The 23,318-nt window shown below is 68.5% G+C and carries 23 protein-coding genes; 9 read left to right on the top strand and 14 right to left on the bottom strand.

All coding sequences use genetic code 11. The annotated features are described in order from the left end of the window. Positions 1-50: 50 nt before the first annotated feature. The 10 genes from WDU93_RS06370 to WDU93_RS06325 all read right to left on the bottom strand — a co-directional run bounded on the left by WDU93_RS06370 (position 51) and on the right by WDU93_RS06325 (position 10,447). On the bottom strand, positions 51-851 hold the full coding sequence (locus WDU93_RS06370; RefSeq protein WP_337318713.1) for a hypothetical protein: 801 nt from the start codon (positions 849-851) through the stop codon (positions 51-53). Between the two features lie 14 nt (positions 852-865). Then, a complete protein-coding gene (locus WDU93_RS06365) occupies positions 866-1,009 on the bottom strand; it encodes a hypothetical protein (RefSeq protein WP_337318711.1) in 144 nt (47 codons plus the stop codon). A 163-nt stretch (positions 1,010-1,172) separates the two neighbouring features. Further along, positions 1,173-2,291, bottom strand: a complete 1,119-nt coding sequence (locus WDU93_RS06360; RefSeq protein WP_337318709.1) for a sugar-binding protein — start codon at positions 2,289-2,291, stop codon at positions 1,173-1,175. A 43-nt stretch (positions 2,292-2,334) separates the two neighbouring features. Further along, positions 2,335-3,660 carry an ABC transporter permease subunit gene (locus WDU93_RS06355; protein WP_337318707.1) on the bottom strand — a complete coding sequence of 442 codons (1,326 nt, stop codon included), beginning with the start codon at positions 3,658-3,660 and terminating at the stop codon, positions 2,335-2,337. Further along, complete coding sequence (mmsA, locus tag WDU93_RS06350) at positions 3,657-5,177, bottom strand: multiple monosaccharide ABC transporter ATP-binding protein (RefSeq protein WP_337318827.1); 1,521 nt, start codon at positions 5,175-5,177, stop codon at positions 3,657-3,659. The genes WDU93_RS06355 and mmsA overlap by 4 nt, the downstream gene beginning before the upstream one ends. A gap of 180 nt (positions 5,178-5,357) precedes the next feature. Continuing rightward, a complete protein-coding gene (locus WDU93_RS06345; RefSeq protein ID WP_337318705.1) occupies positions 5,358-6,371 on the bottom strand; it encodes a LacI family DNA-binding transcriptional regulator in 1,014 nt (337 codons plus the stop codon). Between the two features lie 300 nt (positions 6,372-6,671). Beyond that, a complete protein-coding gene (locus tag WDU93_RS06340; protein ID WP_337318703.1) occupies positions 6,672-7,604 on the bottom strand; it encodes a 4-(cytidine 5'-diphospho)-2-C-methyl-D-erythritol kinase in 933 nt (310 codons plus the stop codon). 7 nt (positions 7,605-7,611) lie between these two features. Next, complete coding sequence (gene mgrA, locus WDU93_RS06335; RefSeq protein ID WP_337318701.1) at positions 7,612-8,676, bottom strand: L-glyceraldehyde 3-phosphate reductase; 1,065 nt, start codon at positions 8,674-8,676, stop codon at positions 7,612-7,614. Continuing rightward, a complete protein-coding gene (gene rsmA, locus WDU93_RS06330) occupies positions 8,673-9,533 on the bottom strand; it encodes a 16S rRNA (adenine(1518)-N(6)/adenine(1519)-N(6))-dimethyltransferase RsmA (protein WP_337318699.1) in 861 nt (286 codons plus the stop codon). The genes mgrA and rsmA overlap by 4 nt, the downstream gene beginning before the upstream one ends. 14 nt (positions 9,534-9,547) lie before the next feature. Then, positions 9,548-10,447 carry a hypothetical protein gene (locus WDU93_RS06325; protein ID WP_337318697.1) on the bottom strand — a complete coding sequence of 300 codons (900 nt, stop codon included), beginning with the start codon at positions 10,445-10,447 and terminating at the stop codon, positions 9,548-9,550. Between the two features lie 42 nt (positions 10,448-10,489). Here WDU93_RS06325 and WDU93_RS06320 point away from each other — a divergent pair, with 42 nt between their 5' ends. Further along, positions 10,490-11,773 carry an MFS transporter gene (locus WDU93_RS06320; protein WP_337318695.1) on the top strand — a complete coding sequence of 428 codons (1,284 nt, stop codon included), beginning with the start codon at positions 10,490-10,492 and terminating at the stop codon, positions 11,771-11,773. Here the strand turns inward: WDU93_RS06320 and WDU93_RS06315 are convergent. The 3 genes from WDU93_RS06315 to rsmI form a co-directional block, all read right to left on the bottom strand. Then, complete coding sequence (locus WDU93_RS06315; RefSeq protein WP_337318693.1) at positions 11,755-12,666, bottom strand: TatD family hydrolase; 912 nt, start codon at positions 12,664-12,666, stop codon at positions 11,755-11,757. The genes WDU93_RS06320 and WDU93_RS06315 overlap by 19 nt on opposite strands. 4 nt (positions 12,667-12,670) lie before the next feature. Then, positions 12,671-14,248 carry a methionine--tRNA ligase gene (metG, locus tag WDU93_RS06310; protein ID WP_337318690.1) on the bottom strand — a complete coding sequence of 526 codons (1,578 nt, stop codon included), beginning with the start codon at positions 14,246-14,248 and terminating at the stop codon, positions 12,671-12,673. A 244-nt stretch (positions 14,249-14,492) separates the two neighbouring features. After that, positions 14,493-15,323 carry a 16S rRNA (cytidine(1402)-2'-O)-methyltransferase gene (gene rsmI, locus WDU93_RS06305; protein ID WP_337318689.1) on the bottom strand — a complete coding sequence of 277 codons (831 nt, stop codon included), beginning with the start codon at positions 15,321-15,323 and terminating at the stop codon, positions 14,493-14,495. A gap of 35 nt (positions 15,324-15,358) precedes the next feature. On the opposite strand from rsmI, the gene WDU93_RS06300 reads away from it, so the two are divergent. Further along, positions 15,359-17,068, top strand: a complete 1,710-nt coding sequence (locus WDU93_RS06300; RefSeq protein ID WP_337318687.1) for a dolichyl-phosphate-mannose--protein mannosyltransferase — start codon at positions 15,359-15,361, stop codon at positions 17,066-17,068. Beyond that, on the top strand, positions 17,068-17,286 hold the full coding sequence (locus WDU93_RS06295; protein WP_337318685.1) for a hypothetical protein: 219 nt from the start codon (positions 17,068-17,070) through the stop codon (positions 17,284-17,286). Before WDU93_RS06300 ends, WDU93_RS06295 begins: the two co-directional genes overlap by 1 nt. Positions 17,287-17,311: 25 nt before the next feature. Here WDU93_RS06295 and WDU93_RS06290 read toward each other — a convergent pair whose 3' ends face one another. Beyond that, on the bottom strand, positions 17,312-17,728 hold the full coding sequence (locus WDU93_RS06290) for an SRPBCC family protein (protein WP_337318683.1): 417 nt from the start codon (positions 17,726-17,728) through the stop codon (positions 17,312-17,314). A 172-nt stretch (positions 17,729-17,900) separates the two neighbouring features. Here WDU93_RS06290 and WDU93_RS06285 point away from each other — a divergent pair, with 172 nt between their 5' ends. The 6 genes from WDU93_RS06285 to WDU93_RS06260 all read left to right on the top strand — a co-directional run bounded on the left by WDU93_RS06285 (position 17,901) and on the right by WDU93_RS06260 (position 23,312). Then, positions 17,901-18,566, top strand: a complete 666-nt coding sequence (locus WDU93_RS06285; protein WP_337318681.1) for a response regulator transcription factor — start codon at positions 17,901-17,903, stop codon at positions 18,564-18,566. Between the two features lie 10 nt (positions 18,567-18,576). After that, complete coding sequence (locus WDU93_RS06280) at positions 18,577-19,719, top strand: sensor histidine kinase (protein ID WP_337318679.1); 1,143 nt, start codon at positions 18,577-18,579, stop codon at positions 19,717-19,719. Positions 19,720-19,794: 75 nt separating this feature from the next. Then, complete coding sequence (locus WDU93_RS06275; RefSeq protein WP_337318678.1) at positions 19,795-20,715, top strand: ABC transporter ATP-binding protein; 921 nt, start codon at positions 19,795-19,797, stop codon at positions 20,713-20,715. Next, positions 20,715-21,623, top strand: a complete 909-nt coding sequence (locus WDU93_RS06270) for an ABC transporter permease (protein WP_337318677.1) — start codon at positions 20,715-20,717, stop codon at positions 21,621-21,623. The genes WDU93_RS06275 and WDU93_RS06270 overlap by 1 nt, the downstream gene beginning before the upstream one ends. Beyond that, entirely contained in the window at positions 21,616-22,491 is an 876-nt protein-coding gene (locus WDU93_RS06265) for an alpha/beta hydrolase (protein ID WP_337318675.1), read from the top strand. The genes WDU93_RS06270 and WDU93_RS06265 overlap by 8 nt, the downstream gene beginning before the upstream one ends. Continuing rightward, on the top strand, positions 22,488-23,312 hold the full coding sequence (locus WDU93_RS06260; protein ID WP_337318672.1) for an EamA family transporter: 825 nt from the start codon (positions 22,488-22,490) through the stop codon (positions 23,310-23,312). The genes WDU93_RS06265 and WDU93_RS06260 overlap by 4 nt, the downstream gene beginning before the upstream one ends. The last annotated feature ends 6 nt before the right edge of the window (positions 23,313-23,318 follow it).

The raw sequence follows: 23,318 nt of genomic DNA, 5'->3' as shown, positions 1-23,318 counted from the left end.
CGGCGCGTCTGGGTCCCGAGCGAATCGAGGTCCCAGACGCGCCGCGCGTGTCACCTCAGCGCAGCGGCGATCACCGGCTCATGCCGTGCCGCCATCTCATCTCCCCAGTGTCCAAGCAGCTCCACGGTGGCGATACGGAAGGAGAGAGCGCGGATGAGAAGCTGTCGCCCCTCAGGCAGTCCGCCTGCCAGAGAGCACATCCGCTCCACCGAGAGGCCGTGCCAGCACGCGGCGTCGGCCAGTGCGATCGCGCCGCCCCACGCGGCAGGACGCCAGTACGGAGCCCAGTCGATGATCGCGGGAGCTTCGTGCTCTTCGAACATGACATTGCCCAAGAGGTCGCCGTGAATCATCTGCGATGGTTCGGCAACGGGCGCAAAGGCGGCGTGCAGGCGGCGCAGCGCCTCGTTCGGGGGTGCAGGCTGTTCTTCCCAGGCGATCCGATCGGCACGTGCCCACGGGTCATCTGCCGTGTCGAGAAAGTGCGGGCGCGGTAGGTGTGCGAGCGCTTGATGAAACGCTGCACCGGCCAACACGATCTCCGCCACGCGGGATTCGTCGGGCTGACCGGCGAGCCACTCCCACGCTTCCCAACCGTCGACCGCCCACGCCTGCTTGTCCGAACGGATCGGGCGCGCGGTTCGAAACCCTGCACCAGGAGGGAGCACAGCCAGTGCCTCCGCCTTCCACGCGGTCTCGTCGTCGGCCCCTGACGGGCGGAGGACGATGGATCCGGCGCGCCAGGTGAGGCCGCGGCCACCCGTCAGCCGTTCCGGCGCGACGGCCGCGTCGCTGAGGTCGATGCCGAAGGCGGTCAGCGCGGCATCGCTCGGTCTTGGTGAAGCACCCATGGCACCAAGTTACGTCACGACGCCTCGACGGACTCCGCGCCGACAGGCATCCGCGCCGGCAGGCATCCGAACCTCCGGCATCCGCGCCGGCAGGCATCCGCGCCGGCGGCATCCGCGCCGGCGGCATCCGACCATCCGGCATCCGAATTTCGGAGCAACTTCCGTTTTTCGGACGATTTCGCCCGATCCATCCGAAAATCTGCAATCCGTCCGAAACTCGGATGCTGCCGCAGCCCCGACCGGGCAGACGACGACGCGGCGCGTCCGGGTCCCGAACGAATCGAGAGGCCCCAGACGCGCCGCGCCGCGGGGTGTTGCAGATTACTTGTAGGACTGCACGATCTCGAGCAGGCTCGGAACGTTCGCGTACGCCTCTTCGGCGTTGTCCTTGGTGACGATGACCGGAGCGAGCAGGTAGGCCGGAACCACCTTCACGCCGTTGTCGTACTGCTCGGTGTCGTTGACGTCGACCGTCTCGCCGGCGCCGAGCTGACCGACCATCTTCACGGCCTGCTCGACGAGCAGGGTGGTGTCCTTGTTGATGGTGGAGTACTGGATGCCCTCCATGATCGACTTCACCGACTCGACCTCGGAGTCCTGACCGGTCACCACGGGCACCTTCTTACCTGCCTGCTCGACCGAGGTGATGATGGCGCGCGCCAGGGTGTCGTTCGGCGAGAGCACACCGTCGAGCTCGGCGGAGCTGTAGGTCGAGGTGAGCAGGGAGTCCATCCGACGCTGCGCGTTCTCGGCCTTCCAGCCCTCGGTCGCGGTCTGCGCGATCTCGGTCTGGCCGGAGAGGACCTTCAGCGTGCCGTCGTCGATCTTCGGCTGCAGCACGTCCATCGCGCCATCGAAGAACACGCGCGAATTGGCGTCGTCGGGCGATCCGGAGAAGAGCTCGATGTTGTACGGAGCCTCGTGGCCGGCGTTGGCCGCGAGGCCGTCCAGCAGCGCCTGCCCCTGCAGCTGGCCGACCTTGAAGTTGTCGAAGGCGACGTAGTAGTCGACGGCCTCGGTGTTCTCGATCAGACGGTCGTAGGCGATGACGTAGGCACCGGCGTCGTGCGCGGCTTCGACCTGCGTGGCGAGCTGCTTGCCGTCCTTCGCACCGATGATGATGACCTTCGCGCCACCGGTGACCATCGCCTGGATCTGGTTCTGCTGCTCGGCGACGGTGTTCGAGGCGGGTGCGTACTGCACGTTGGCCTTGTATCCGGCGTCGTTCAGCTTCTCGGTGAACAGCTCGCCGGCGAGCACCCAGTTCTCACTGGTCTTGTCCGGCAGCGCCACACCGATGGTCGAGCCGTCGGCGAAGCCTGCCATCTCTTCACCACTCGTGCTCTCGTCCGTCGTGGGGGTGCGCTCTGACGAGCATCCGGTCAGGACGAACGCACCCGCGGCGACGATCGCTGTCGCCGTCAGAAGGATCTTCTTCATGTGATCTCTTTCTCTCTTGTGTGCGGTGACCGCGAGCGGTCGCCTACTTTCCGCGTGCCTTCTCGGTGGCGGAGGTCGGGAAGGGTTCAGGGTCGCGGCGGGCCGCGAACCGGCGGGTGAGCCAGCCGGTGATCGACGGACGGCCCTGCTGCTTGTTCCACACGTCGATACCGACGGCGACGAGGAGCACGAGACCCTTGATCATGGCGACGACGTCGGCGCCGAAGCCGAGCAGTGCGAGGCCGTTGTTGAGGAAGGCCATCACCAGACCACCAATGATCGAACCGATCACGGTGCCGACACCGCCGGAGACCGCGGCGCCACCGATGAAGACCGAGGCGATGGCATCCAGCTCCCAGCCGTTGCCGTCCTGCGGACCGGAGGCGGTGGCCCGGGCGACGTAGAGCATGCCGGCCAGCGAGGCGAGCACCGACATGTTCATCATCACGAAGAAGTCGACCCAGCGGTCCTTCACACCCGAAAGGCGGGCAGCCATGCGGTTGCCACCGACAGCGTAGATGTGTCGGCCGAGCACGGTGTTGTTCATGATGAACGTGTAGAGGATGACCAGCGCCAGCAGGATGAGGCCCGAGATCGGGAAGCTGGTGCCGGGGCGCCCGGTGGCGAACAGCCAGCCGGCGACGAGGATCACGACCGACAGCAGCGTGACCTTGGTGACGCTCACCCAGACCGGCGCCATGTCCGATCCCATGCGGCGCTGCGCCCGGCGGATCCAGATCTCATGCCCGATCACCCACGCCACGCCGAGCACGGCGAGGATCATGGTGGGCACGTTGAACGGCACCGGGATGGGCAGCTCGGGCAGGTAGCCGGCACCGATGTAGGTGAATTCCTTGGGCACGGGGACCGTGGTCGACTGACCGATCCACTGGTTCGCACCGCGGAAGAAGAGCATGCCGGCGAGGGTCACGATGAAGGCCGGCACCCCGACGTAGGCGACCCAGAAGCCTTGCCAGGCACCCACCAGCGCCCCGACGCCGAGACCGAGCAGGATGCCGCCCCACCACGGGACGTTCCAGTCGGCCATGGCCTTGGCGACGATGATGCCGGTGAAGGCCGCCACCGAGCCGACCGAGAGGTCGATGTGGCCCATGATGATGACCATCACCATGCCGATGGCCAGGATGAGGATGTACGAGTACTGGTTGACGACGTTGATGAGGTTTCCGGGCGAGAGCGTGAGGCCCTGCCCCTTGGCGATGAACGTCCATACCTGGAAGACGACGAGGATGACGACGAGGCTGCCGAGGATGCTGAACTGGCGCAGCGTCGATTGGCCGCCTCCGAACATCTTGCGGATGTCGCCGAGGTGGAAGCCGCGCTTGTCGGTCTCGGACGTGGTGCTCATGCGGTCGCCTTCTGGTTGAGGGAGGTCATGCTGCGCATGAGGGCCTCCGGGGTGGCTTCGGAAGAGGGAAGGTTGTCGGTGACTCGGCCCTCGAAGACCGTGTAGATCCGGTCGGTGATGCCGAGCAGCTCGGGCAGCTCGCTGGAGATGACGATGACGCCCTTGCCCTGGGCTGCGAGCTCGGCGATGATCGCGTAGATCTCGTACTTGGCGCCGACGTCGATGCCGCGGGTGGGCTCGTCGAGGATCAGCAGGTCGGGGTCGGTGAACATCCACTTCGCCAGCACGACCTTCTGCTGGTTGCCGCCGGAGAGCTTTCCGACGCCCTCCTCGACCGAGGGGGTCTTGATGCGCAGCGAGGTGCGGTAGCGCTCCGCGACGGCGTACTCCTCGCGGTCGTCGACGACGCCGCGCTCGGCGATCTTCGACAGCTTCGCCGAGACGATCGACCGCTTGATGGTGTCGAGCAGGTTCAGACCGAGCGTCTTGCGGTCTTCGCTGACGTAGGCGAGGCCGTGCTTGATGGCGGATGCCACATCGGGCAACACGATCTCGCGGCCGTCTTTGATGAGCGTTCCGGACTCGAACTGGCCGTAGGAGCGCCCGAAGATGCTCATCGCGAACTCGGTACGCCCCGCCCCCATGAGGCCGGCGATGCCGACGACTTCGCCTCGGCGCACCTGGATGCTCGATCCCTTGACCACCTGCCGCTCCGGGACAGTCGGATGCCGCACCCACCAGTCCTTGACCTCGAAGAACACCTCACCGATCTCGGGCGTGCGGTCGGGGTAGCGGCTCTCGAGGGAGCGGCCGACCATGCCGCGGATGATGCGGTCTTCGTTGATCTCGCCGCGGCCGATGTCGAGCGTCTCGATCGTGCGGCCGTCGCGGATGATGGTGATCTCGTCGGCGATCTGCTCGATCTCGTTGAGTTTGTGACTGATGATGATCGAGGTGATGCCCTTGGCCTTGAGCCCGAGGATCAGGTCAAGCAGATGCTGGGAGTCGTTCTCGTTGAGCGCGGCGGTGGGCTCGTCGAGGATGAGGATCTTGACGTCTTTGTTCAGCGCCTTGGCGATCTCGATGAGCTGCTGCTTGCCGACGCCGAGGTGCTTGATGGCGACATCGGGGTCTTCACGCAGGCCGACGCGGGCGAGCAATTCGAGGGTGCGCTTCTTCTGCTCGGCCCAGTCGATGCGGCCGCCGTGGCTGATCTCGTTGCCGAGGAAGATGTTCTCGGTGACGGAGAGCTCGGGAATGAGGGCCAGCTCCTGGTGGATGATCGCGATGCCGGCCTCTTCGCTGGCCGCGATGTCCTTGAAGCGCTGTTCCTCGCCGAAGAGCAGGATGTCGCCGCTGTAGGTGCCGTACGGGTACACACCCGAGAGCACCTTCATGAGCGTGGACTTGCCCGCACCGTTCTCGCCACAGATGGCGTGCACCTCACCGGTGCGCACGGTGATCGAGACGTCGGAGAGGGCCTTGACGCCAGGGAACTCCTTGGTGATGTGCCGCATCTCCAAGATGGGGCCGGCGACTGTCGGCAACGTTGCTGTGATGCTCACGGATCTTCCTCGATACGGGGGCTGCGTCTCGGCTTCGATGGCGCAGGTGTCAAATGTGACCGTTCACATTGAACATGATCATGGTGCAACGACCGCCCCGGCCTGTCAAGCGCGGATCTGAATTTCGTGTCGTTACCGTGACACAGCGGATTCGCGGATCCGCAGCACGGGGGCGAGCGCACCGAACGACGGCGCCACCTCGCCACGGATCTGCGCGAGCAGCAACGCCACCGCTCGGCGCCCCAGCTCAGAGAAGTCCTGGTGCACGGTGGTCAGAGGCGGGGCCACGTGGGCGGCGACCGGGATGTCGTCGAAGCCGACGACGCTGACGTCTTCCGGCACGCGCAGACCCGCGTCTCGGAACCCGTGCATGAGCCCGATCGCCATGAGGTCGTTGGCCGCGAAGACCGCTGTGAAGTCGGGCCGCCGGGCAAGTTCCTGCCCCGCGAAGTGACCGAAGTCGGCCGTCCAGTCGCCACGGATCGGCGGGAACGTGGGCAGGTCGGCCTCACGCAGCGCATCGAGGTACCCGCGCATCCGCGACTCCGCCTCGATCCAGTCCTGCGGCCCTGCCAGGTGCAGGATCTCGGTGCGGCCGAGGGCGATGAGGTGCTCCGTGATAAGCCGCGCACCGGCCATCTGGTCAGCGGAGAGGCCGATCTCATCGGCTCCGGACGCGCTCTGCAGGGTGACGAACGGCACGGTGGAGGCCATGCCGCGCAGCACATGGAACACCCGCACCTGCGGGGCGAGCACGACGATGCCATCGACGTGCTCACGACCGAGCTGGCGCACGGCACTGCCGATGTCTTCGGGTGAAGTGCTGGTGAGGTTCAGCGTGGTGACCGAGTAGCCCTCGGCGCGGGCGGCCTCCTCGATCGCGGCGATCGACGAGGTGGGGCCGAACTCTCCGATCGTTGCGGAGAGGACGCCGAGGGTCTGCGACTTGCTGGTCACCAGCGCGCGGGCGGCGAGATTCGGACGGTAGTCGAGCACCGCGATCGCATCGAGCACGCGCGCCTTGGTCTCGGGACGGATGCTGGGGTGATCGTTGAGTACGCGCGAGACGGTCTGATGCGAGACCTCGGCGAGTCTGGCTACGTCGCGGATGCTCGGCATCCGACCGCGCTCGGAGGGGGACGTCATGCCAGCCCTCCTCGGTTGTGCACGGTCACATCGGTTCCATCATGGCACGTGTGCCCGGCATCCACACCCGGTTCTGGGCGCCCTTCGTCTCGTCGCTGCGCTCCTCGCTCAGGAACCGCGGCAAACCCTGCTCCGGTCCCTGAGCGAGCGCAACGAGACGAAGGGCGGCCCATGAACCGCGGCAAACCCTGCTCCGATCCCTGAGCGAGCGCAGCGAGACGAAGGGCGGCTCAGGAACCGCGGCAAACCCTGTTCCGGTCCCTGAGCGAGCGCAGCGAGACGAAGGGCGGCCCAGTGCACTCAGGAGATGACGGTGGCGCCGGGCACAGGCCCGTGCACGTGCAGCGCCTCGCGGCCCATCGCACGCAGCTCTTCCTGCACGACGCGGGCGGCGTCCGGCCCTGCGCACAGGAACGCGATCGTGGGGCCGGAGCCCGAGACAAGCCCGGCCAGCGCCCCCGCGCGCACGCCTTCGGCGAGGATGAGGTCGAGTTCGGGGCGCTCGGCGATCGCCGCGGGTTCCAGGTCGTTGAGCATCGCGGCAGCGAGATCGCCGGCATCCCCCGCCCGCAGCGCCTGCAGCACGGGCACCGGCACGTCGAGCGAGAGCGGCGGATCGTCGGCGAGCGCTCCCCGCTCGTCACGCATCTGATCGAGTCGACCGTAGATCGCGGGGGTGGAGAGCCCCTCGGGGCTCGTCGCGAGCACCCAGTCGAACCGCCCCCGGGCCAGTGCCGGAGTGAGCCGGTCGCCACGCCCGGTACCCACGGCCGTGCCGCCGTGCAGCGCAAAGGGCACGTCTGCCCCGAGGCGCGCCGCCAGGTCGTGCAGGCGCGCCGGGCCGACGTCCGTGCCCCAGAGAATGTCGCAGGCGACGAGCGCTGCGGCAGCATCCGCCGATCCGCCCCCCATCCCGCCAGCGACGGGAACACCCTTGCGCAGCTCCAGGGCAACCCCGGCCGTCACGCCGGTCGCCTGAGCGAGCAGCTTCGCCGCACGGATGGCGAGATTGCGATCATCGGTCGGCACCGTGGCCGGGTCGACATTGCCGGTGACGGTGACCGAGAAGTCGTCGGCCGGCGAGGCAAACACATCCTCATACAGCGACACCGCCTGGAAGACCGTGGCCAGTGCGTGGTAGCCGTCATCGTGCCGACCGCCCACACCCAGATAGACGTTGATCTTGCCCGGGGCGCGCACATGCACGGCATCCGACCGCTGCGCGAAACTCATCGTGAGATCACAGCTCCGACGAGACGGCCCAGAGGTTCACGTCGATGCCACCGGCGAGTTCGTCGATGGCCGTCAGCTCGACCTCCGAGAACTCCGGTCCGTCAACGGCGGCGATGTTCTCGTCCAGTTGCTCCGGGCGCGAGGCACCGATCAAGGCCGAGGCGACGACGGGGTCGCGCAGCGTCCACTGCAGTGCCATCTGCGCCAGCGATTGACCGCGCTCGGCGGCGATGGCGTTGAGCCCGCGCAGCACTTCCAGGCCCTCATCGGACAGCGGGCGCTCCGACAGCGAGCCGCGTTTCTGGGCGCGGTCGGCCGTGCCGTCGGCGAGGTACTTTCCGGTGAGCAGGCCCTGCGCGAGCGGGGTGAAGGCGATGGCACCGAGCCCCTCGGCACGGAGAGTCTCGGTGAGCCCGTCTTCGACCCAACGGTTGAGGATCGAGTACGAGGGCTGGTGGATGACCAGTGGCGTGCCGAGGTCGCGAGCGACGGCTGCGGCTTCGGCCGTGCGCTCGGCGCTGTAAGACGAGATGCCGACGTAGAGCGCCTTGCCCTGACGCACCAGCGTGTCGAGCGCCCCCACCGTCTCTTCGATGGGCGTGTCGGGGTCGACGCGGTGCGAGTAGAAGATGTCGACGTAGTCCAGGCCCATCCGGGTGAGGGACTGATCGGCGCTGGCGAGGATGTATTTGCGGCTGCCGAGATCGCCGTAGGGCCCGGGCCACATGTCCCACCCGGCCTTCGACGAGATGATCAGCTCGTCTCGGTACGGGCGCAGGTCTTCGGCGAGGATGCGCCCGAAGTTCTTCTCGGCCGACCCGTACGGCGGGCCGTAGTTGTTCGCGAGGTCGAAGTGAGTGATGCCGCGGTCGAAGGCATGGCGCAGCAGCGCCCGCTGGTTGTCCATCGGGATGTTGTCACCGAAGTTCCACCACAGCCCGAGGGAGATCGGCGGCAGGTACAGCCCGGAGGTGCCCACCTGACGGTAGGCGAACCGCTGGTAGCGGTCGGCTGCCGCCGCGTACGGCCGGTGCAGTTCGGGAACGTCGGGACGGAAGCGTGGATCGGTCACGGTGCCAGATTACTGCCCGCCGCCACCTGAGCGATGCGCTGGTAGTCATCGACGGTCAGGTCTTCGCCACGCGCGGTCGGGGCGACGCCGGCGGCTTCGAGCACAGCGGATGCCGCCGCGGAGCTGCCGAAGATGCCGGACAGCGCCTGGCGGAGCATCTTGCGTCGCTGGCCGAAGGCGGCATCCACGATCTCGAAGGTGCGGCGACGCTCCTCTTCAGAACCACGCGGCTGCTCGTCGCGGACGAATCCGACGAGCAGGCTGTCCACGTTGGGAACCGGCCAGAACACCTGACGAGAGACGCTGCCCGCGAGCTTCCAGGGACCGTACCAGGCGGCCTTCACGCTGGGCGCGCCGTAGATCTTCGAGCCAGGCTTGGCCGCCAGCCGCTCAGCGACCTCCGCCTGCACCATCACGACACCGCGCTGCAGGCCGGGGAAGGTCTCGAGAAAGTGCAGCAACACCGGCACCGAGACGTTGTAGGGCAGATTCGCCACCAGCACGGTGGGGTCGCCGGGCAGTGCGGTGACCTTCATGGCGTCCGCGTCCACCACGGTCAGCGCCCCGTCGGGAACCCCGCGCTCCGCGGCCGTCTGGGGCAGACGCTCGGCGAGGCGGTGGTCGATCTCGACGGCGGTGACGCTGGCTCCCGCCTCGAGGATGGCCAGGGTGAGCGAACCCAGACCCGGTCCGATCTCGACGACGCGCTCCCCCGGCTGCACGCCTGCGGCGTGCACGATCTTGCGGACCGTGTTGGAGTCGACGACGAAGTTCTGCCCCAGCTTCTTGGTGGGGGTCACATCGAGCTCACCGGCGAGGCGGCGGATCTCGGTCGCGCCGAGGAGGGAGACGGTCATGCATCCATTCTCCCCTACCCGCTCTCCGAGTCGCGGCGGCCGGGAGGGCGCGGGTTGATGGTGTCGCCGTCCCAGGTCAGATCGCTCGCCTCGTCGACCTCGTAGCTCTCGAAGGCCTCGTCTGCGAGCACCTCGTCGATGAGCGCGCGCGACCCGGCCACGATCGTGGAATCCCAGTCGATCTCGCTCGCCACGACCCAGCGCCGGTCGGCAGGCCAGAGCAGTTGTGGCGTCAGACCGGCGACGCCGGCGTGGGCGGGCCACGTCGGGTCGGCGAGTTCACCGAGCGAGGTGGAACAGAGCAGCATCTCGCGGCCAGGCCAGTCGAAGAACGGACCGCGGTCGATCACCTCCCGCACAGCCGGGGCGATGGCGCGGCGCCGCTCCTCGCGCAGCTCCGCCTCCACCCTGGCGCGCTCGCGGGCGACCGCCTCGGGATCACCGCCCTCCGCCATGAGCACGAGGCTCATTTGCGCCCCTCCATGCAGTTCGCCCCACCCGATCCAGAACGCGGCGGTGAGCAGCTCGGGCGTGCGGGTGTTGCGCACCAGAGGACCGGTGAGCGCCGCCAGCAGCTCGGCGGGTAGCCGCCCCTCCTCGGCCTGCCCGACGGCCCAGCCGTCGGGCCACTCCCGCCGCTCTTCCCGGTCGGTGAGGCTGAACCACTGCACGAGCGGATGCATCGTGCGCGCGTTACGGCGGGCGACCTCCGCCCAGCCCCACCGGGTGTCCTCGACGATGAGGGGACTGCCCCACTCGTCGGTGATGGTGGGATCGGTGCGCCATGCCTGCACCGGATGCAGGATGCGCGCGTACGCCTCGAAGCCGGTGCCGGCGACCCCGCCGACGGTCGCCCACGCCCCCGCGCGGGCACGTAGCCAGGCGCCCCGTTCGACGTCGACAGTCGGCTCCATCCCGCCACGGTACCGGTTCGCCCCGCGTCTAGGATCGGTCGGGTGACCTCCCTCGGCAACCTCATCGCGCCGCGCCGCATGGGGCGAGACTTCCGCTGGCTGCTGGCGTCATCGTGGACGAGCAACGTCGGCGACGGCGTAGCTCTCGCCGCCGCTCCCCTGCTGATCGCCTCGCTGACCTCGTCGCCGATTCTCGTGGCATCCGGCGCGGTGATGCAGTTCTTGCCGTGGCTGCTGTTCGGCCTGCACGCGGGCGCGATCGCCGACCGCTTTGACAGGCGGCGCATGGTGATGGTCGCCAACGCCGGCCGCGCCGTCGTGCTGGCTGCCCTCGTCGTGTTTCTGCTCACCGGCACCGCCAACATCTGGATCGTGCTGGCCGTCGCGTTCCTCTACGGCACCGCCGAGATCTTCGTCGACACGGCGTCCAGCACGCTGCTGCCGATGATCGTGAAGCCGGCCGACCTCGGCGTGGGCAACGCCCGTCTGCAGGCCGGGTATCTCGTCGCGAACCAGTTCGCCGGTCCCCCGCTGGGGGCGTTCCTCTTCGCCGCGGGCACGGCGATCCCGTTCATCGTCGAAGTGCTGTGCGTGCTGCTGGCGATCGTGCTCGTCTCGCGGATGGCGCACACCCCGGTGCCCCCGCGAGCGGATGCCGCGACGAAGGCACCCGTGCACACCGACATCGCCGAGGGCCTGCGTTGGCTCTGGCGCAACCCGCCGGTGCGGATGCTGGTGCTGATCATCCTGCTGTTCAATGTCACCTGGGCCGCACCCTGGGGCGTGTTGGTGCTGTACGCGACCGAGCACCTGCAGATGGGCCCGGTGGGCTACGGCATGCTCACCACCGCATCCGCGGCGGGTGGCATCCTTGCCACGCTGAGCTTCGGCTGGCTCGAGCGACACATCTCCTTCGCGACGATGATGCGGGTGGTGCTGAGCCTCGAGGTGCTCATGCATCTCGCGTTCGCGCTGACCACGGCCGGATGGGTGGCGATGGTCATCATGTTCTTCTTCGGCTTCTACGCGTTCGTGTGGGGCACGATTTCGACGACGGTGCGGCAGCGGCTCGTTCCGGCCGAGCTCCAGGGCCGCGTCGCGTCCGTGAACATGGTGGGCGTGTTCGGCGGCATGGTCGTCGGCCAGGCTCTCGGTGGCGTGATCGCGCAGGCATGGGGGCTCACGGCCCCCTGGTGGTTCGCCTTCGCGGGAGCAGCGCTCACGCTGCTGTTCGTGTGGCGTCCGATCTCGCAGATCGTCAGCGCGAGGCCGGCGCTCACGGAGACCGGCTCCGTGGCCACCGATCCTCAGTCGAACGAGCCGTAGACCGCCAGCGTGTTGGCGGCCACCTGGGCACAGAACTCGTCCACGTCCACACCCAACTCCGCGGCCATGAAGCGCACCGTGATCGGCACGAGATAGGGCGCGTTGGGGCGTCCGCGCAGCGGCACGGGCGTGAGGAACGGGGCATCCGTCTCGACGAGGATGCGCTCGCGCGGGGTGACCGCGAGGGCATCCCGCAGGTTCTGCGCGTTCTTGAACGTGACGTTGCCGGCGAAGGAGAGGTAGTAGCCGGCATCCGCGGCGATCCGGGCCATCTGCTCGTCACCGGAGAAGCAGTGGAACACCGTCTTCTCGGGCGCTCCGACCCGGGCGAGGGTCGCCAGGACGTCGTCGTGGGCATCGCGGTCGTGGATCTGCATCGCGATGCCGTGCTTCTTCGCCAGCGCGATGTGCGCCTCGAATGAGGCGTGCTGCGCGGGCCGACCCGGCTCGTCGGTGCGGAAATAGTCGAGCCCGGTCTCACCGATCGCCCGGGTGCGCGGGTGCGCGGCGAGCTCGTCGATCACGGCGATCGCCTCGTCGAGGCGCCCCTCCGCGGCGTAGATGGGCGCATCGTTCGGGTGGATCGCGACGGCCGCCAGCACACGGGAGTCGGATGCTGCCGCATCCACCGCCCAGCGCGAGGATTCGATGTCGCCGGAGGCCTGCACGACCCCGGCGACGCCGACAGCCGCCGCGCGGTCGAGCTGCTCGGTGAGGCTGAGCCCCTGGGGCCCAAAGTCTGTCTGCAGGTCTGAGCCCGCCTGCGGGCCGTCGGCGATCTCCAGGTGCGCGTGGTTGTCGTACACCGGAACGGTCAGCGGCTCGGGAGCCGCCGGATACTTCAGATCCTTGCGGCCGTCGCGGTCGCGCTCCTTCATGTACGTCTCGGCCATGGCCTCAGGCCGTCGACTCCACGCGCGGGAACAGCGGCGCCAGAGTCTGCACCTGCGTGCCGGCGGGGAGCACTCCCCACGCACCGGCCTCGCGGATCGGCTGCGCCTGCAGCGCCCCGAGCGCGCCTGCGATGCCGAGGGCATCCCACAGCTTGGCGGTCGCCTGCGGCATCACCGGCGAGAGCAGCACGGCGAGGGCCCGCAGACCCTCGGCGGCCGTGTACAGCACGGTGCCCAGACGCTCACGCTGCGCCTCGTCGCGGGCCAGCGCCCACGGCTCATTGTCGGTGATGTAGCCGTTGAGTTCATCAACGATCGTCCAGATCGCGGCGATCGCCTCGTCGATGCGGAAGTTCTCGATCGCCGCATCCGCCGCCGTCGCGGCATCGGCCACGACCTGCTGCACCACGAGGTCGCGCTCGGTGTACGCGCCGGGCGCCGGCACGACGCCGCCGAAGTACTTCTCGATCATCGCGACCGTGCGCGAGGCGAGGTTGCCGAAGCCATTCGCGAGCTCGGCCTGGTAGCGGGCCGACAGGTCCTCCCACGAGAACGAGCCGTCCTGCCCGAAGGCGATCGCCGAGAGGAAGTAGAACCGGTAGGCATCCGAGCCGAACACATCGGTGATCTCGGTGGGGGCGATACCGGTGAGCTTCGACTTCGACATCTTCTCGCCGCCGACGAGCAGCCAGCCGTGCGCGAAGACGCCCTTGGGCACGTCGAGTCCTGCGGCCATGAGCATCGCCGGCCAGATGACGGCGTGGAAGCGCAGGATGTCCTTGCCGACCACGTGGTAGCCGGGCCAGCGACGGTCGAAGTTCTCCTGGTCGGAGCCGTAGCCGATCGCGGTGGCGTAGTTGAGCAGCGCGTCGACCCACACGTAGATGACGTGCGACTCGTCCCAGGGCAGCGGGATGCCCCAGTCGAAGGTGGAGCGCGAGATGGAGAGGTCCTTCAGGCCCTGGCTGACGAAGCTGACGACCTCGTTGCGAGCCGAGTGCGGGCGCACGAAGTCGGGCTGGGTCTTGTACAGCTCGAGCAGGCGGTCCTGGAACTCGCTGAGCTTGAAGAAGTAGTTCTTCTCCTGCAGCAGCTCCAGCGGCTTTGAGTGGATGACGCAGACCTTCAGCCCCTCGAACGGGCCGGTGCCGTCGACGATCTCAGACTCGGGCTTGAACTCCTCGCAGCCCACACAGTAAAGCGCCTCGTACTCGCCCGCGTAGATGTAGCCGCGGTCATACAGGCGCTGGAAGAACGTCTGCACGTTGGTCTCGTGCCGCTCCTGCGTGGTGCGGATGAAGTCGTCGTTGGCGACATCGAGGGTCTCCAGCTGCGGGAACCACGACTCGCTGACGAGCTTGTCGACCCACTCCTGCGGAGTGACGCCGTTGGCTGCTGCTGCCCGCAGCATCTTCTGGCCGTGCTCGTCGGTGCCCGTCAGCATCCAGGTGTCATCCCCCGCCTGGCGGTGCCACCGCGCGAGCGTGTCGACCGCCACCGTCGTGTACCCGTGGCCGATGTGCGGCACATCGGAGGGGTAGTAGATGGGCGTGGTGATGTAGAAGGATTCGCCTGCGGGCATGCAGTCGATTCTAGGCGTGATGCAGCGGGGGTTCTGTTTCGTGACTGCGGAGTTGGGGCGCGCGCTTCGCGCGGCCTTGAGCGCTTCGCGCGGAGGAATTCGGCAGATCGGGCCGCGGGAAGCGTACTTCTCCGCGCCGAGCGCTGAGGTGCCTGCGCTCCTCGCTCAGGAACCGTGCTCACCGGGCCCTGAGCGAGCGCAGCGAGACGAAGGGCGTCCTTCGTCTCGTCGCTGCGCTCCTCGCTCAGGAACCGGCGGGCTTACGCACGGCGAGCGCCGCCTGGTACAGGTCGCGGGAGGACAGGCCGGTGGCGGCTGCGACCTCGGCGGCAGCATCCTTCAGGCGGATGCCGTCGGCGACGAGCGCCTGCACCTGCGCGAGGGCATCGTCGCCCGACACCTCGACGGGGGCCGCGCCCTCGACGACGACGACGATCTCGCCCTTCACCCCGCCCTCGGCCCAGGTGACCAGTTCGGATGCCGTTCCGCGGCGCACCTCCTCGTAGAGCTTGGTGAGTTCGCGGCACACGGCGATGCGGCGGTCGACACCGAACGCCTCCCCCATGTCGGCCAGCGCGGACGCCAGACGCGAGGGAGACTCGAAGAACACCATGGTGCGCGGCTCTGCAGCGAGGGCACGCAACACTTTGCGGCGCTCCCCCGGCTTACGAGGCAGGAATCCTTCGAAGGTGAACCGGTCGGTGGGCAGCCCCGAGATCGCGAGCGCCATGAGCACGGCACTGGGGCCGGGGATCGCCGTGACTGTGACCCCGGCCTCGACAGCAGCGGCAACCACGCCGTAGCCGGGGTCGCTGACGGCGGGCATACCCGCGTCACTGACGACCACGACATCCTCGTCTGCGGCGAGCGCGACCAGCTCCGCCGCCTTCTGCTTCTCGTTGTGGTCGTGCAGAGCGATCAGCCGCGGACGGTTCTCGATCTTCAGCGCCTGCAGCAATCGCTGCGTCGTACGGGTGTCTTCTGCGGCGACGACCTGGGCGTTCTCGAGCACCTCGATGAGCCTGCGCGAGGCGTCTCCGAGATTGCCGATCGGGGTCGCCGCGAGGATGATCATTCGCCCAGCTTAGGCGCGCTGTCTAGGCTGGGCGGGTGACCTCGCCTCCTCCGCTGCTGCCGCCCGTTCAATCGCGGCTGACGGTCCTGGGGAGGTGGCGCGCAGCCCTGGCATCCGATCCTGCTGTGCGCCGCGCGCTCGGCTGGCTGGCTCCCACCCTGCTCACCCTGTTCGCCGCGCTGCTGCGACTGGCGAACCTCGATCACCCGCACGAGCTCGCCTTCGACGAGACGTACTACGTCAAGGACGCCTGGTCGCTGTGGCTGCTGGGCTACGAGGGCACGTGGAGCGATGGGGCGAACGCGGCCTTCAACGCCGGTGATGCGGATGCCATCGCCTCGGCGCTCGACCCCAAGGGTTCGTTCGTCGTGCATCCGCCCCTGGGCAAGTGGCTCATCGCGCTCGGCATGGCGCTGACGGGGCCGACGTCGAGCTTCGGCTGGCGTGTGAGCGTCGCGGTGCTCGGCAGCCTCAGCGTGCTCGTGGTGTTCCTCATCGCCAAGGCCCTCACCCGATCGCTCATCGCCGCGAGCATCGCCGGGTTCCTGCTGGCTATCGATGGCCTCGGCATCGTGATGAGCCGGACGGCGCTGCTCGACGGCATCCTCACGTTCTTCATCCTGCTCGGCTTCCTGTTCGTGCTCTACGACGGGCGACGGACGATCCCGCGGATCGCGGCGGGGATGCCGGATGAGCCGCAGCCTTTCACTGGCCCCGTCACACTGCGGCATCTCGGCCGGCTCGCCAACGGTGCCGCAATGAGCCCCGGCCGCACCGTCATCTGGACAGAGAAGACCGCGCCGGCAGCACCGCGCGAGCACCCGGCCCCGCCGTCGGAGCTGATCGCCTACAACGCTCCGATCTTCTGGCGTCGCCCGTGGCTGGTCGCCGCGGGAGTGATGCTCGGCGCGGCCTGCGCGGTGAAGTGGTCGGGGCTGTACGCTCTGGCTGCCTTCGGCCTGTGGGTGGTGGTCAGCGATGCGCTGGCGCGGCGACGCGCGGGCATCCTGCTGTGGCCGACGGATGCGGTCCTCCGCCAGGGGCCCGTCTCGTTCGTGCTGGTGGTCGGCCCCGCCCTGCTGACCTACCTCCTGACCTGGACGGGCTGGTTCGTCACCTCGGGCGGCTATGCCAGGGGCAACTTCGCCAACCCGTTCACGGCGCTCGTGTACTACCACTCGTCGATTCTCGGGTTCCACTCCGGACTCAGTTCATCGCACCCGTATGCGAGCCCCGCCTGGCAATGGCCGCTGCTCCTGCGCCCCACCGCCGTGTGGGTCGACAAGCAGCCCAACACCTGCGGCACCGACAACTGCATCTCGGTGGTCAGCACGATCCCCAACCCGCTGCTCTGGTACGGCGGAGTGGTGGCCGTGCTCTACCTCGTGTACCGGATCACCCGCGGTCTGATCGAGCGCGCGCCGGTGAGCTGGGTGTACTCCGCGCCTCTGGTCGGCATCGCGGCGACCTATCTGCCCTGGCTGTTCCTGCCCAACCGCACGATCTTCCAGTTCTATACCGTCGCGATCATGCCGTTCCTCGTGCTCGCCCTCGTGCTCGCGCTGCGTGACCTCGCCGGGCGTCGAGACGACCCGCTCTCGCGCAGGCAAGCCGGGGAACGCACCGTGATCGTCATCCTCGTCGGCATCACGCTCGTGTCGGTGTTCTTCTACCCCGTATGGACGGGCATGAGCGTTCCCTACGAGTTCTGGCTCATACACAACTGGCTGCCGGGGTGGATCTGATGCCGAGCCCTGACGGCTTCGAATATCGACGGCGGGGTGACGACGTCGTGATCCGCCACCACGGCACGCCGGCGACCGTGCTGCGCGGTGCCGCCGCGGCCGACTTCCTCGCGCGGGTCGAGAACGAGGACCCGCAGCATCTGATGGCCCGCGTCACCGGCAACTATCGTCGCGGTAACGAGCGGACGGCCCGGCGGCATCCGCGCAATCAGCGCTGAGCACGCTCAGGTCCCGAGACGACCCTCATGCTCCGCCGCCCCTGACTCGGCTCATGGCCGCACTCAGGTTGTCGAGGATGCCCTCCAGCGCGCGGTCGTGCTGTCGTCGGATGAACACCGGCCACAGCAGCGCGAACGTGCCGCGAAGGCGGCCGTTCACGCTGTGTCGCACGTGGGTGTGCGCGTCGCCGACCGGGAAGAGTTCGAAACCGTGTCCGTCGGACAACGCCCAATCGACGTCGAACCACAGGCGCCTGCCCGGATCGACGACGGCCACGCGGTATGTGACTCCGTCATGCGCGACGGGCGCGCCCTCGTACAGTCCGTCGGGAAAGGCGAGGCTTCCGCTGCTCGCGGGATACAGCGAGCCGAGGTCGGCGAGCACCGGCCACACCTGTGCGGGAGTGCCGTCGACGATTCGTTCGTGCACGTTCTGCACCATGGGGTGTCCTTCCTGTCGGGGTGACTGCCACGCTACGAAGCGCAGGGCGCCCACACAGGTGCCATCGGTCATGGGCACCCCGCCGGTGGGCGGAACCATGACCGATGGCACCCCCGCATGACGTGCGGCGTGCGTACGATGCCGATATGGCCGCAGCATCGGGATGTCGACGATGACCGCCCCGGTCCGGGTTCTCGTGGTCGACGATCAGACCCTGGTGAGGCAGGGCATCCGCAGCCTGCTCTCACTCACCCCCGAGGCGGTCGTCGTCGGTGAGGCGGCCGACGGCGAGGAGGCGCTGGACATCCTCGCCACCGAGGACATCGACGTGGTGCTTCTCGATCTGCGGATGCCCGTCCGCGACGGCATCGCGACGCTGAAGGCCATGCACGAGCGCGGGCAGGCGGTGCCCACGCTCGTGCTGACGACGTTCGATGACGATGCACTCGTGCTCGGCGCGCTGCGGGCAGGCGCGAAGGGCTACATGCTCAAGGATGTGAGTCTGGAGCAACTGCTGGGCGGCATCCGCACGCTCCACAGCGGCGGCACACTGCTGCAGCCCGCACTCACCGAGCGCCTGCTCCGCGCTGTCTCCGCGACGCAGACCACACGCGCCGCGATGCCTGCCGAAGAGCTCAGCCCGCGCGAGCTCGATGTGCTGCGACTTGCCGCGGGCGGACTGTCCAACCGTCAGATTGCGCGCGGTCTGTTCCTCGCCGAGGGCACGGTGAAGAACCACATGTCCAGCGTGCTGCTCAAGCTCGGCGTGACGGACCGCACCAAGGCGGTGCTGCGAGCACTCGAGACGGGCATCCTCTCTCCCGATGAGAAGCAGTGAGTCTGCGCCGATGGATCCGTCTTCCCTGACCCAGCGCTGGATGGTGATCACGAGCCTGGTCTGCGCGGCCGCGGTCGGCGCCGTGACGATCCTCGAATCCGCGCTCGGTGACACTGCCCCGACCTCCGCCGCGTTGTGGTGGGTGTGCTACGCCGTCTTCGTGGTGGTGCTGCTCCTCATGCACGGCTTCCTGCCGACACCCCGCGCACTGTCGCAGAACGTACTCCTCCTCACCTTCGCCGCCCTGGCCATCGGCCTCGCTCTGCTGTTTCCCCGACAGACGTGGATGGCCGTCCTGTTCGTCCTCACGACGGCGATGGCGGCGTTCTCCTGGCGTCCACGCGCGGTCGCGGCCCTGGTGGTCATCCAGACCGCTGCGGTCGTGGCCATGGGGGTGCTGGCCGGCTGGTCGCTCGTCGATGTGCTGATGGGGGTGCTCGCCTTCGGGAACATGCAGGTGTTCGGCGCCCTCGTCGTCTTCACGGCGCGCGGCGAGGCCGAGGCGCGGCACGACCTGACCGTTGCCCTCGCCGAGCTGCGCTCCACGACCGCGCTTCTCGACCTGACCAGCCGCGAGGCGGAACGTCTGCGCATCTCGCGTGACCTCCACGACCTGACCGGGCACGACCTGACAGCTCTGTCGCTGGAACTCGAAGTCGCCGCGCATCTGACGGCGTCGACGGATGCCGGACACCACGTCGTTCGTGCCCGCACGATCGCAAAGGACCTGCTGACCTCGGTCCGCGCCGCCGTGAGCCGCATCCGCGAAGAGACGCCGTCCCTCGACGACGCCGTGCGGCACGTGACCGGCGACACTCCGGGCCTCGACGTGCTCGTCGAGGTCGAGGAGGTGGCATCCCTCGGGGCCGAGCAGACGATCGCAATCGTTCGCGGTGTGCAGGAGGCGATCACCAACGCCCTGCGCCATGCGCAGGCGGACCACCTGTGGGTGAGAGTCGGCGGCGACGAGCAGGAGGTGTGCGTGTCGATCCACGACGACGGAGTGGGCGCGGCGACCATCACCCCCGGCAACGGACTGCGTGGCATGCGCGAACGGTTCGAGGCGCTCGGCGGCACGCTGGAGGCACGCTCCCATTCGGCCGGCGGGTTCGCGATCCGTGGCCGGTTCCCCGTGGCGCAGCCGACGACGTGACGCGCAGTCCGCCCTGACATCGACAGTGACTTTCGGCACGCGCGGATGCCAAGGCCACCGCCTTAGCGTGGCGACATGAGCAGCGCGATCGAGGTGGCCGGCCTGACGAAGCGATACGGGCAGCGCGCCGTCGTGGACGATATCTCGTTCGAACTCGCGGCTGGACGGATGCTGGCATTCCTCGGCACCGATGGGGCCGGCAAGTCCACCACCATCAGTTGTCTCACCGGATCGATTCCGTTCGATGGGGGCGTGGTCCGCGTCGCCGGCGCGAACGTCGCGACAGCGCCCGACACTGTGCGTGCCCGCATTGGTGTGGTGTTCCAGGACTCGCTGTTGGACGACACGTTGTCGGTCCATCAGAACCTGCACCTCCGCGGGCGCATGCATGGCCTTCGTAGCGGTGACCTGCGCGCGCGCATCACGGCGATCAGCGAGATGATCGGTCTGAGCGACCTCCTCGGTCGCCGCTATGGCTCGTTGTCGGGCGGACAACGCCGCCGGGCCGACATCGCCCGGTCCCTCGTGCATGAGCCGGCGGTGCTGTTCCTCGACGAGCCGACGGCCGGCCTCGATCCCGGCAGTCGCGCGGCTGTGTGGGCGACGATCCGTCGCCTGCGCGAGGCACGGGGACTGACCGTGTTCCTCACGACGCACTACATGGAGGAGACCGAGCAGGCCGACGACGTGTGCATCATCGACGCCGGCCGGCTGATCGCACGCGGCTCGCCCGAGAGTCTGCGTGCGGCGCACAGCCGCAGCATCCTCACCGTCACGACGCTCGCGCCCGCTCGTCTGCGCGCCATCGCGAGCGACGCCGGTGCGACTCGCGCTGTAGGCGACGACGACGTGGTCGAGATCGACGTAGCCGATGCCGAGATGGCCCGGAGCATCCTGCTGGCGCACGCCGACTCGACGGTCGACTTCGAGTTCCGGCACGGGCGGATGGACGATGTCTTCCTCTCGCTCACCAGCGCGGCCAGGTCGGGGCGATGATGACGGGAGTGGGCGCGCTCGTCGCGCGAAATCTGCTGTTGTTCCTGCGCGACCGCATGGCAGTGTTCTTCTCCCTGCTGTCGGCGCTGATCCTCGTGCTCCTCTACACACTCTTTCTCGGGGAGCTCCAGATCTCGAATCTGCGCGAGGCATTCCCCACCGCGTCGCGCACCGAGATCGCCGCGTTCATCGACGCCTGGATGTTCGCCGGCATCGTGGCCATGACCGCTACGACGACAGGCCTGGGGGCGCTGGGGGTACTCGTCGACGATGCCGCTCGCGGACGCTCGCGCGACCTCCTGATCGCACCTGTCCCCACGGGCGCGATCGTGCTCGGGTACCTGCTGTCGGCGGTCGTGGTGACGCTGGCGATGACGTTCGGTGTGCTCGCGCTCAGCCTGAGCTATCTCTGGCTCGCCGACGGCCTGACGCTCTCTATCAGCAGTGTGCTCCGAGTGGCCGGCGCCGTGCTCGTGATCTCGATCGCGTTCACCGCGCTCGCGGCGTTGGTGACGTCGTTTGTGTCCAGCCCCGGGGCGTATGCCGCGCTGTCGACGATCGTCGGCACCGTGCTGGGCTTCCTCACCGGCGCGTACATCCCGGTGGGCTCGTTCCCCGAACCCGTGCAGGATACGGTCACCGTCCTGCCGTTCGCGCAGGCCGCCCTGTTGCTGAGGCAGGAGTTCGCCTCGGCCCCGCTTCACGCCGTCACGGCGGATCGGCCCGCGGCAGAGTCGCCGCTGCGCGTCTATTTCGGATTGGATGCCGCGATCGCGGGCCATCCGGTCGCACCGCCAGTCATCATCGCCGTGCTGATAGGCCTGGCCATCGTCTGCACGCTACTCAGCACGATTCGGATGCGCGGTCGGCTCGGTCGCCGGCACGTCGAGGGAGGTAAGAATGCCTGAAGAGATCACCCTCAAGCGCGGTGATACCCGCATCGCGGTGGAGAGCTGGGGATCGGCAGACGACCCGGTCGTGCTGCTCATCGCCGGCACGTCGTGCACGCGTGATTGGTGGCCTCCGGCGCTCTGCGAACGCGTGACCAGACTCGGCGCGCGGGTGGTGAGATTCGATCAGCGCGACACGGGCGCGAGCACCACGTGGCCCGTCGGTGCTCCGGGGTACGGCCTGACAGAGTTGAGGGACGACGTGCTGGGGATCCTCGACCTGTTGACCGTCCGCCGCGCGCATGTGGTCGGCTTCTCCCAGGGCGGCTGGGTTGCGCAGCTGCTCGCCCTGGATCACCCCGAGCGGGTCGCGTCGCTGACGCTCATCGCCACGCGCCCCACCGGTCACGGACCCGCCGATCCCGACTTGCCCGAGGTCTCGACACCTCTGCTGACCGCCTGGTCCGCGCTCCCCGAGGCCGACTGGCACGACAGCGCCAGCGTCGTCCGGTCTTACATCGACGGAGAGCGTGTGCTTGCCGGTTCGGTGTTCGACGAATCCCACGCGGCTCGCATCTGCACCGCCGCCGTGCGCCGCTCACCGCATCCAGAGTCCGCCTCCAACCACCCGCTGATCACCGGGCCCCGATGGCGTGAGCGACTTCCGCACATCGTCGCGCCCACCGTGGTGCTGCACGGCACACGTGATCCGCTCTTTCCGATCGAGAACGCGCGCGCCCTCGCCCGCGAGATTCCCGGGGCGACGTTGCGCGAGCTCCCGGGCGTCGGCCACGAGCTCCCCCCGCGCATCTGGCCCGCCCTCGAGCAGGTGCTGGCGGCGCACCTTGTCGGCAATGCCCCTGCGCGCAGCAGACCCCTGACGTGATCGGCCTCTCGCTCGTCGCCGCTCTCGGCTATGGTCTGTCCGACCTGATCGGGGGTCGCGCGGCGCGGATCCTCGATCCGCGTCTGGTAGCGCTGGTGAGCCAAGTGTGCGCGACCATCATCGCCTGCGCGCTGCTTGTCTCCCCCATCGGCGCGGGTTCCCCGACGGCGCACGATCTGGTGTGGGGCGCGGGGGCCGGACTGGGGGCCGCGGCGGGGAACATCCTCATCTACCGAGGCATAGCGCGGCATTCGGCCGTCAGCGTCGCTCCGGTGTCGGGCGTCACCGCCGTCGCCATCCCCGTGCTCGTCGATCTCGTCACGGGGGTCGTGCCGACGGTGCTGCAGGCTGTCGGGCTCGCGCTCGCCCTGCCCGCGATCTGGTTGGTGTCGGGAGGCGGTCGCGGGATCAGCAGAGCCGCGCTGCTGATCGGATCGGGCGCGGGAGCGGGGTTCGGGATGCAATTCACCTGTCTCGGGCAGACGTCACCGAACGCCGGACTCGCTCCCCTCGCCCTCGCTCAGACGGTCTCGGTCATCACTCTCATCGCCGCGGTCGGGTTCGCCGGCGCAGCCGCACGCCGTGCAACGGTTCGTGGCATCCGCGATGCGGCTGCTGCGGGGCTGCTCGCCGGAGTGGCGACCGTGGCGTTCCAGTTCGCCGTCCGGCTGGGTGCGGCCGGTATCGCGGCGGCGGTCACCTCGATGTACCCCGCGGTGACGGTGCTGGCGGCGGCAGGATTCGAGCGTCAGTCGATAACGCCGCGGGCCGGTGTCGGCCTCGGTCTGTGCGTCGTCGTGTTAGTGCTGATCGCCACCTGAGGGGCG

Source organism: Microbacterium istanbulense, from assembly GCF_037204145.1.
Lineage (GTDB): Bacteria > Actinomycetota > Actinomycetes > Actinomycetales > Microbacteriaceae > Microbacterium > Microbacterium istanbulense.
Note: the sequence above shows the minus strand (reverse complement) of the source record. Positions and strands in the feature narration are given on the sequence as shown.

Bases quoted from the DNA above. Each gene is read 5' to 3' on its own strand.
- WDU93_RS06315 (WP_337318693.1), bottom strand. From the start codon at position 12,666: ATGGCCGAGACGTACATGAAGGAGCGCGACCGCGACGGCCGCAAGGAT.
- WDU93_RS06265 (WP_337318675.1), top strand. From the start codon at position 21,616: ATGCCTGAAGAGATCACCCTCAAGCGCGGTGATACCCGCATCGCGGTG.
- mmsA (WP_337318827.1), bottom strand. From the start codon at position 5,177: ATGCGGCACATCACCAAGGAGTTCCCTGGCGTCAAGGCCCTCTCCGAC.
- WDU93_RS06270 (WP_337318677.1), top strand. From the start codon at position 20,715: ATGACGGGAGTGGGCGCGCTCGTCGCGCGAAATCTGCTGTTGTTCCTG.
- WDU93_RS06325 (WP_337318697.1), bottom strand. From the start codon at position 10,447: ATGGAGCCGACTGTCGACGTCGAACGGGGCGCCTGGCTACGTGCCCGC.
- WDU93_RS06360 (WP_337318709.1), bottom strand. From the start codon at position 2,291: ATGAAGAAGATCCTTCTGACGGCGACAGCGATCGTCGCCGCGGGTGCG.
- WDU93_RS06340 (WP_337318703.1), bottom strand. From the start codon at position 7,604: ATGAGTTTCGCGCAGCGGTCGGATGCCGTGCATGTGCGCGCCCCGGGC.
- WDU93_RS06355 (WP_337318707.1), bottom strand. From the start codon at position 3,660: ATGAGCACCACGTCCGAGACCGACAAGCGCGGCTTCCACCTCGGCGAC.
- rsmA (WP_337318699.1), bottom strand. From the start codon at position 9,533: ATGACCGTCTCCCTCCTCGGCGCGACCGAGATCCGCCGCCTCGCCGGT.
- WDU93_RS06370 (WP_337318713.1), bottom strand. From the start codon at position 851: ATGGGTGCTTCACCAAGACCGAGCGATGCCGCGCTGACCGCCTTCGGC.
- rsmI (WP_337318689.1), bottom strand. From the start codon at position 15,323: ATGATCATCCTCGCGGCGACCCCGATCGGCAATCTCGGAGACGCCTCG.
- WDU93_RS06280 (WP_337318679.1), top strand. From the start codon at position 18,577: ATGGATCCGTCTTCCCTGACCCAGCGCTGGATGGTGATCACGAGCCTG.
- WDU93_RS06290 (WP_337318683.1), bottom strand. From the start codon at position 17,728: ATGGTGCAGAACGTGCACGAACGAATCGTCGACGGCACTCCCGCACAG.
- WDU93_RS06275 (WP_337318678.1), top strand. From the start codon at position 19,795: ATGAGCAGCGCGATCGAGGTGGCCGGCCTGACGAAGCGATACGGGCAG.
- WDU93_RS06285 (WP_337318681.1), top strand. From the start codon at position 17,901: ATGACCGCCCCGGTCCGGGTTCTCGTGGTCGACGATCAGACCCTGGTG.
- metG (WP_337318690.1), bottom strand. From the start codon at position 14,248: ATGCCCGCAGGCGAATCCTTCTACATCACCACGCCCATCTACTACCCC.
- WDU93_RS06345 (WP_337318705.1), bottom strand. From the start codon at position 6,371: ATGACGTCCCCCTCCGAGCGCGGTCGGATGCCGAGCATCCGCGACGTA.
- WDU93_RS06295 (WP_337318685.1), top strand. From the start codon at position 17,068: ATGCCGAGCCCTGACGGCTTCGAATATCGACGGCGGGGTGACGACGTC.